General features: G+C 69.4%; 6 protein-coding genes. 2 read left to right on the top strand and 4 right to left on the bottom strand.

The annotated features are described in order from the left end of the window. Positions 1–1,419: 1,419 nt before the first annotated feature. From ACZ4V1_RS21710 to ACZ4V1_RS21695, 4 genes are all read right to left on the bottom strand, one after another. On the bottom strand, positions 1,420–1,812 hold the full coding sequence (locus tag ACZ4V1_RS21710; protein WP_468338567.1) for a type II toxin-antitoxin system death-on-curing family toxin: 393 nt from the start codon (positions 1,810–1,812) through the stop codon (positions 1,420–1,422). Then, positions 1,809–2,003 (bottom strand): ribbon-helix-helix protein, CopG family, encoded by a 195-nt coding sequence (locus tag ACZ4V1_RS21705; protein ID WP_030566796.1) that lies wholly within the window; start codon positions 2,001–2,003, stop codon positions 1,809–1,811. The genes ACZ4V1_RS21710 and ACZ4V1_RS21705 overlap by 4 nt, the downstream gene beginning before the upstream one ends. 423 nt (positions 2,004–2,426) lie before the next feature. Further along, positions 2,427–3,791, bottom strand: coding sequence for a class I SAM-dependent RNA methyltransferase (locus ACZ4V1_RS21700; RefSeq protein ID WP_468338564.1), 1,365 nt, complete (start codon positions 3,789–3,791; stop codon positions 2,427–2,429). A 78-nt stretch (positions 3,792–3,869) separates the two neighbouring features. Continuing rightward, the gene (locus ACZ4V1_RS21695; protein ID WP_468338562.1) at positions 3,870–5,933 is read right to left on the bottom strand and encodes an APC family permease; all 2,064 of its coding nucleotides are present in this window, start codon (positions 5,931–5,933) and stop codon (positions 3,870–3,872) included. A gap of 562 nt (positions 5,934–6,495) precedes the next feature. On the opposite strand from ACZ4V1_RS21695, the gene ACZ4V1_RS21690 reads away from it, so the two are divergent. Next, positions 6,496–7,167 (top strand): potassium channel family protein, encoded by a 672-nt coding sequence (locus ACZ4V1_RS21690; RefSeq protein ID WP_468338560.1) that lies wholly within the window; start codon positions 6,496–6,498, stop codon positions 7,165–7,167. Then, positions 7,167–7,844, top strand: coding sequence for a potassium channel family protein (locus tag ACZ4V1_RS21685; RefSeq protein WP_310870768.1), 678 nt, complete (start codon positions 7,167–7,169; stop codon positions 7,842–7,844). The genes ACZ4V1_RS21690 and ACZ4V1_RS21685 overlap by 1 nt, the downstream gene beginning before the upstream one ends. Positions 7,845–7,992 lie beyond the last annotated feature (148 nt).

Genomic DNA, 7,992 nt, shown 5'->3' with positions numbered 1-7,992 from the left:
CCCCTTCCCTCCCTCCCTCCCCCCCCCAGCCAACACCCACCCCCCCCCCCCCCCCCCCCCCCCCCCCCCCCCCCCCCCCCCCCCCCCCCCCCCCCCCCCCCCCCCCCCCCCCCCCCCCCCCCCCACGGCCCTGCCTCCTACGACGGGCCGTTCGCCGCCGACGTGCGCCGCACGGTTCTCCCCGGCTGCTCGGCAATCGGAGGGCGAAGGGATGCCCTCCTTCTTCGCCGAGCGGTTCGGCGGCCGACAGCCCGCGCGCGTCGGCCAGTTCGTGAACCCGCCGGCGATCACCGACCCGAGCTACGGCGAGCACGCCCGTCAACCCTGAACCTGCCGGTGAGCCGTCGACGCACGCTTCGGCGCCCGCGTCATGATCGCCGCGCCCGGCCGGGGCGCGGATCTGAACGGCCCGGCGGCCCAGCCCTACGCACCGCTCGCCACGACCGCCTTCGAGGGGATGACCCCGAAGGTCCTCGTCGTCGTGGGCACGAAGGACTGGCACCCACCCAATCTTTTCCGACCGGCAGGACTGGGAAGCGAAGCACAAGGCGTCTCCCGCACCGAAGACCAGGTTGGACAACTTCGACGACGCGTAGCACGGGCTGGGCGGCATCCCGGCCTTCGACGCTGCCGAGGCCACCGACGAGAGCCCCGACCGCGTCACCGCCGCACGAGCCCTCGTCCGGGCGCACCTGCGCGCCCGAGTTGTGCCCGCAGGAACCGGACTGGTACCGGGCCACCGCGGTCCGCGCATCAGCTCCCACTGCTCCCGGTCCCGCTTCGTGAAGCCGTCGGGCGGGACGTCGTGCCCTGGCGCCTTCAGTTCCAGGAAGCCGGTGATGCGCCCCGATGTCTCCACCGCGTAGTCCGGACGCACCCGGGCCTCGGGCAAGGGATACTCAGGATAAAGGCGAGGACTCAGCTTCCAGCGTGCCCCGAATGTTTCCACCAGCTTCGCCACCGGCAGGCTGATGGACGCCTCCGTGTCGCTGACCCGCAGACGCTCCCTGCACTCGGATCCGCAGTCCGCCACGAGAGCCCGTATCCATTCCTCCGGCATCTTGTCCCCTCCAAGCTGTGGACGTGGATACCGCAGACACAGCTTGTTGGAGGCAAGAGGACCGACTCAGTGCGCACGGGGGACGCGCGAGGGACACGGACAGCGCGTTCTGTGACCGCTGGGAAAGCAGGGGCGGGTGTTGGTTGGGAAGAAACCGCCGTAGCCGATGTGGACCTTGCCTGCCGCCCAAACGGGAAGGCGCGTGGGACGCCATTCTCGCGCCGAGCGGACCCGCTGCCCCGTCTCGCGAAAGCATACGAATCCACCCGATGAACGAACGGGTCAGTCCCCCGGCGGACTGCCAAGAGCCAGCACCGCTCCCAGAACCTCATTCCGCCCCGTACCCACGACGTCGAACGTCAGGAAACGGGGAACCAGGCCGACAGACGCATGGCAATAGCCGGTACATCGACGTTGTCCTGCGCGACTTCCTCGACGAACGGGCCAGCCACGGAGACGGGTGGCGGGGCGGTACTGGCGCTGACGCCGTTGAACCGCAGGAAGACGCGCATGGCAAGCCAGGCGGTGCGCTTGTTGCCGTCGATCAGCGCGTGATTGCGAGCGACGGAGTGCAGCAGTGCCGCCGCCTTCTCGTGCAGCGTGGGATACAGCTCGGCCCCGAACACGTTCGTCCGGGGCCGTTCGATCGCTGACACCAAAAGTCCCATGTCACGCACGCTGTGCTCGGTATCGTTGACCGTGCGAGCGATGGCCAGGATCTCGTCGATATGGATGTAGCGCACTTGGGTCACTTCAGGTAGTCCAGGATCTCCGCATCGCTGTCCATCAGCTCGGCCAGGACGTCATCGACCTTCAGCTCGGCCCGGTGCTGGGCGTCACGGATGGCCTCGATGGCAAGTTCCTGCTTGCTGCGACCCTCCCGACGAGCCCGCTCGGTGAGCTTCGCGTCAAGGTCTTCGGGGAGTCGGAGTGTCATCGCCATACAGGAATGATACCGGACTGGTATCTGGGTGGCGAGGTGATACCAGCCACTCAAGACCTCGGACCACGACGCCGTCCTTCGTGGCCCGGTCGGGCCGCGGTCTCGGTTCCGAGGTGCGTGCGACGAGGTAGCAGCACGCGCCGCCGCCGGCGAGGTGTAGTCGCCCCCCAACCGGAGTCCTTGCCCCGCGCCGACGGCCCCGGTCTGCGGCCCAGGGCCGGAGAGGTCCGAGGTTGAGGCTTCCGATATTCGAGCGTCATCCGAGCGTCAAAAATTCAGCATTGCGCATCGCCACGTCGCCGCGAGACCCACGCCGGCCCTTGAACCTGCAGCTCAGAGCGTTCTGCACAAGCGAACCTCAGTCGACGCATTCCGCGAGCGAAAAGCAGGTCGAGCTGACCATCTGAAATGCAAAACGGCAGGTCAGAGGCCCTTCTCGGCAGGCTCCAGAATCGCCACGCACTCCACATGGTGCGTCATCGGAAACAGATCGAACACCCGCAACATCCGCACCCGATACCCCCCGTCCCGGAAGTACCCCAGATCCCGCGCCAGCGCCGCCGGATCGCAGGCCACGTAGGCGATCCTCCGCGCGCCCAGGGACGCGAGGTGCTCCACCGTCTTCCTGCCCGCGCCCGCGCGCGGCGGGTCGAGGACGATGAGGTCGGCCTCGTCGATCCCGGTGCGCGGCAGGACCGCCTCCACCTTGCCCTGTTCGATGCGGACGCGGTCGAAGCCGGCGAGGTTGTGCCGGGCGTCCTCGACGGCGCGCTTGCCGGACTCGATGCCGAGGACGGCGCCCTTGTCGCCGACGCGGTCGGCGAGGGCGCCCGCGAAGAGCCCGACGCCGCAGTAGAGGTCGAGGGCCATGTCGCCCTTGCGCGGGAGCAGGCCCTGCATGACCGCGAGGACCAGGGTGTCGGCGGCCTTGGGGTGGACCTGCCAGAAGCCGCCGGAGCCGACCCGGTAGGTGCGGTCGTCGGCGCGTTCGCGGACGAAGGGGCGGCCGTGGACGCGGTGGACGCCGCCGTCCTTCTCGCCGACCCGCATGACGGAGACCGGGCGGTCCAGCTCGACGATGGGGAGCCTCGCACCCGGGCGAGGGGTCAGGATGACCTGCCGGTCCTGGGAGCCGCTCGCCGCGATCGCCTCGATGGACTCCATGCCCGTCCAGTCCCGCGCCTCGATGCCCAGCTCGCTGACGCCTTCGGCGGCGATCATGCAGTGGTCGATCGGCTGGACCTCGTGCGAACGGTGCTTGCGCAGACCCGCGTTGCCCTCGGCGTCCACCGCGTACTGCACGCGGGTGCGCCACGACGGGATCTGGCCGGCGGGCAGCTTGTCGCCCTCGGCCGGCATCACCGTGCCGTCCCAGCCGGCCTCCTCGGGCGTGAGGCCCGCGAGGCGCTTGAGCTGCTCGGTGACGACCTCGCCCTTCAGGCGGCGCTGGGCGCCCGGCTTGGCGTGCTGCCAGTCACAGCCGCCGCAGCGGCCGGGGCCGGCGAAGGGGCAGGGTGCCTCGATGCGGTCCTTGGAGGCGTCCAGGATCTCGACCGCGTCGGCGCGCAGGAAGCGGGCACCCTCCTCGCCCTCCGTGACGCGGGCCACGACGCGCTCGCCGGGCAGCGCGTGCCGGACGAACAGCACCTGCCCCTCGGACGTACGGGCGATGCAGTGGCCGCCGTGGGCGACGGGGCCGATCTCGACCTCGTACTCCTCACCCACCAGCGAGACCGCCTGGGCCTCCGCCCGGGACTCCGCCTGCGACTTCTTCGGTTCTTCCTGCATGGCGGGGTGACTCCAGAGAACGGTATGAGAGGGGACGGACGGCGAAGGCCGGACGACAAAGGACAACAGCCGTCCAGTCTACGTCGACGAGGAGGACTCCTTCGCCCGGTCGGGCTGCGCCGGACCACGCCGGACGGCACCGGGCGCGTTCCAGTCCTGCCGCTTGCGGGCCCGGCGCTTGGCGGCCTCGGAGGACTGGAGCTGGTACGGGATCGACGTGACCATGACGCCGGGTGTGAACAGCAACCGGCCCTTGAGACGGAGCGCGCTCTGGTTGTGGAGCAGGTGCTCGTACCAGTGGCCGACCACGTACTCCGGGATGATCACCGAGACCGCGTCGCGCGGGGACTCCTTGCGCAGGCTCTTGACGTACTCGATGACCGGGCGCGTGATCTCGCGGTACGGCGAGTCCAGGACCTTCAGCGGTACTGCGATGCCGCGCCGCTCCCACTCGTCGCGCAGCGCCTTGGTCTCCGCCGGGTCGACGTTGACGCTGAGTGCCTCCAGGGTGTCGGAGCGCATGAGCCTGGCGTAGGCGAGGGCGCGCAGGGTGGGGCGGTGGATTTTGGAGATCAGGACGACCGAGTGGACGCGGGAGGGGCGCACCATGTCGTCGGGCTGCGCCTCGTCGGGGTCCTCGGGGGCGGCGATCTCCTCGGCGACACGGTCGTAGTGCTTGCGGATCGCCGTCATCGTCGCGAAGAAGATGCACATGCCGAGCAGGGCGACCCAGGCCCCGTGGGTGAACTTCGTGGCGAGGACGACCACCAGCACCAGGCCGGTGAAGAAGGCGCCGAACGCGTTGATCGCGCGGGAGCGGTGTATGCGGCGGCGCTTGGCCTGGTCCCGTTCGGTGGTCAGGTGGCGGTTCCAGTGGCGGACCATGCCGATCTGGCTGAGCGTGAAGGACACGAACACGCCGACGATGTAGAGCTGGATCAGGCGGGTGGAGTCGGCACCGTAGACGAAGACGAGGAGCATGGCCGCGCCGGCGAGGAGCACGATGCCGTTCGAGAACGCCAGGCGGTCGCCGCGGGTGTGCAGCTGGCGCGGCAGGTAGCGGTCCTGGGCGAGGATCGAGCCGAGCAGCGGGAAGCCGTTGTACGCGGTGTTCGCGGCGAGGAAGAGGACCAGCGCGGTGGCGGCGGCCAGGACGATGAAGAGGAAGCTGCCCTCTCCGAAGACCGCCTCGGCGACCTGCGAGATCACCGGATGCTGGACGTAGTCCGCGCCGACCGCGACGCCGTTGTGGAAGAGGTCGGTGGCCGGGTTCTCCGACATGCGGACGTCGGTCGCGGCGGCCAGCGCGATGATGCCGCAGAACATGGTGACGGCGAGCAGGCCCATCATCGCGAGGGTGTTGCCCGCGTTCTTCGACTTGGGCTTGCGGAAGGCCGGGACGCCGTTGGAGATCGCCTCGACGCCGGTCAGCGCCGCGCAGCCGGAGGAGAAGGCACGCAGGAGGAGGAAGACCAGGGCGAAGCCGGCCAGGCCGCCGTGTTCCGGTTTGATCTCGTAGTCCGCCGTCGGGGCGCGCATGGTGTCGTCGAGCACCAGACCGCGGAACGCTCCCCAGGCGATCATGATGAAGACACCCGCGACGAAGACGTACGTCGGAATCGCGAACAGGGTGCCCGACTCCCTGACCCCGCGCAGGTTCATGAGGGTGAGCAGCAGGATCACGGCGATCGCGCAGAGGACCTTGTGCTCGACGACGAAGGGGATCGCGGAGCCGAGGTTCTCGATGCCGGAGGAGATGGAGACGGCCACGGTCAGGACGTAGTCGACCAGCAGGGCGCTCGCGACCGTCAGGCCGGCCTTGGGTCCGAGGTTGGTGTTCGCGACCTCGTAGTCGCCGCCGCCGCTGGGATAGGCGTGCACGTTCTGCCGGTAGGAGGCGACCACGGTGAACATCAGCACGACGACCGCGACCGCGATCCAGGGACTGAAGTGGTAGGCCGACACGCCCGCGATGGACAGGACCAGCAGCACCTCGCCGGGCGCGTAGGCCACGGAGGAGAGCGGGTCGGAGGCGAAGACGGGGAGGGCGATGCGCTTCGGCAGGAGCGTTTCCCCCAGCCGGTCACTGCGCAGTGCGCGCCCGATCAAAATCCGTTTGGGCACGTCGGTCAGTTTGGACACAACAGAGGATCGTAAGCCTTCGAACGGGAGCCCGCCCACCCGCCACCCCAGATCGGCCCGCCGTCTGCTCTACGGGTGAATTCGGAGGGCGGTACGGCTGCGGTTTCCGCAGGTGACGGGGTTCACATGCCTATATGGCTGCCTATATGACAAGCACCGTCCGATTGCCGTTCGCTTCCCGGCCGTTGCCGCCCCTGGAGGTCTCATGCACCTGAGCGCAGAGCTGATCGGCGGCGCCGCCTCGCTCGTCGGCCTCGGAATCCTGACTCTCGCCAGTATCCGCAGCATCGGCCGCCGGGGGTCGTCGGCCGGAGGGTGAGCCGGGCTCCGCGGGCGCCGGAGGCTTGCCGATACGTTGGGTGCGGGCAGGGGCATCGGGCATCCCGGACGGGGTTTCCGGTTTCCCGGGGCCCCGAGAGGCGTCAGCGTCGGTACTCACCGGCATGATGTTCCCCTGCGGCCCGCACACTGGCCGCGACGTGTCGCCAGGCGAGCCGAAAGAGAGACATGAGCAGGACATCCACAGAGGCCGGCGGGCCCGCAGAAAGCGGGGTGTGAGGCGATGCACATCGTCATCATGGGCTGCGGGCGCGTGGGCTCGGCCCTCGCGCAGACCCTGGAGCAGCAGGGGCACACGGTCGCCGTGATCGACCAGGACCCCACCTCCTTCCGTCGTCTCGGTTCCACGTTCGGCGGCCGCAGGGTCACCGGCATCGGTTTCGACCAGGACACCCTGCGCGAAGCGGGCGTCGAGGAGGCCGGCGCCTTCGCCGCCGTCTCCAGCGGCGACAACTCCAACATCATCGCCGCCCGCGTGGCCCGCGAGATGTTCGGCGTGGAGAACGTCGCCGCCCGTATCTACGACCCCCGCCGCGCCGAGGTCTACCAGCGTCTGGGCATCCCCACGGTCGCCACCGTCCGCTGGACGGCCGACCAGATGCTGCGCCGGCTGCTCCCCTCGGGCGCCGAACCGCTGTGGCGCGACCCCACCGGCGGGGTCCAGCTCGCCGAGGTGCACACCTCGGTGTCCTGGGTCGGCCACAAGATCAGCCGGCTCCAGGACGAGACCGGTGTGCGGGTGGCGTTCCTCACCCGGCTCGGGGAGGCCATACTGCCGACCTCGCAGACGGTGTTGCAGGAGGGTGACCTGGTGCACGTGATGATGCGCACCGACGAGGTCCACAAGGTCGAGGCGTCGTTCGCCAAGGGGCCCGAAGAGGGGGGCGGTCACTGATGAGGGTCGCCATTGCCGGAGCCGGTGCGGTCGGCCGCTCGATCGCGGGTGAGCTGCTGGAGAACGGGCACGAGGTCCTGCTCATCGACAAGGCGCCGACCGCCATCTCGGTCGAGCGCGTACCGATGGCGGAGTGGCTGCTCGCCGACGCGTGCGAGATCACGTCACTGGACGAGGCGGCGCTCCAGCGCTGCAACGTCGTCATCGCCGCGACGGGCGACGACAAGGTCAACCTGGTCGTCTCCCTGCTGGCCAAGACGGAGTACGGCGTTCCGCGCGTCGTCGCCCGGGTGAACAACCCGAAGAACGAGTGGCTGTTCAACGAGTCCTGGGGCGTGGACGTCGCCGTCTCCACCCCGCGGCTGATGTCGGCACTGGTCGAGGAGGCGGTGAGCGTCGGCGATCTGGTCCGGCTGCTGCGCTTCAGCCACGGCGACGCCAACCTGGTGGAGCTGACGCTGCCGGAGGAGTCGGCGCTTGCGGGCATCCAGGTCGGTGACGTGGAGTGGCCCGAGGACACCTCGCTGGTCACGATCATCCGCGGTACCCGGGTGCTGACGCCGTCCACGGAGGACTCCCTGGAGGCGGGTGACGAGTTGCTCTTCGTGGCGGCTCAGGCCCGTGAGGAGCAGCTGGAGGACCTGCTGTCGGCGCGGCGGACCGACGCCGCGCGCTGAGCCGTACGCAGGCCCGCGGTACGACGGTGGGGGGGGAGGGGGGGTGGGGCGGGGCGCACCCCACATTGGGTGGTGGGTGTGTTGTTGATTGTGGTGGTTTTTCTCATTTTCGGTTGTGTCTTTTTTGGTTTGTTTGCCCGTGTTTTTG

Source organism: Streptomyces sp. NPDC028991 (genome assembly GCF_055564775.1).
The sequence above is the reverse complement of the archived record's forward strand: the minus strand, read 5'-3'. Positions and strand labels throughout refer to the sequence as shown.

Coding starts and splice junctions, on each gene's coding strand:
- ACZ4V1_RS21705 (WP_030566796.1), bottom strand. CDS start 2,003: ATGGCGATGACACTCCGACTCCCCGAAGACCTTGACGCGAAGCTCACC.
- ACZ4V1_RS21700 (WP_468338564.1), bottom strand. CDS start 3,791: ATGCAGGAAGAACCGAAGAAGTCGCAGGCGGAGTCCCGGGCGGAGGCC.
- ACZ4V1_RS21690 (WP_468338560.1), top strand. CDS start 6,496: ATGCACATCGTCATCATGGGCTGCGGGCGCGTGGGCTCGGCCCTCGCG.
- ACZ4V1_RS21685 (WP_310870768.1), top strand. CDS start 7,167: ATGAGGGTCGCCATTGCCGGAGCCGGTGCGGTCGGCCGCTCGATCGCG.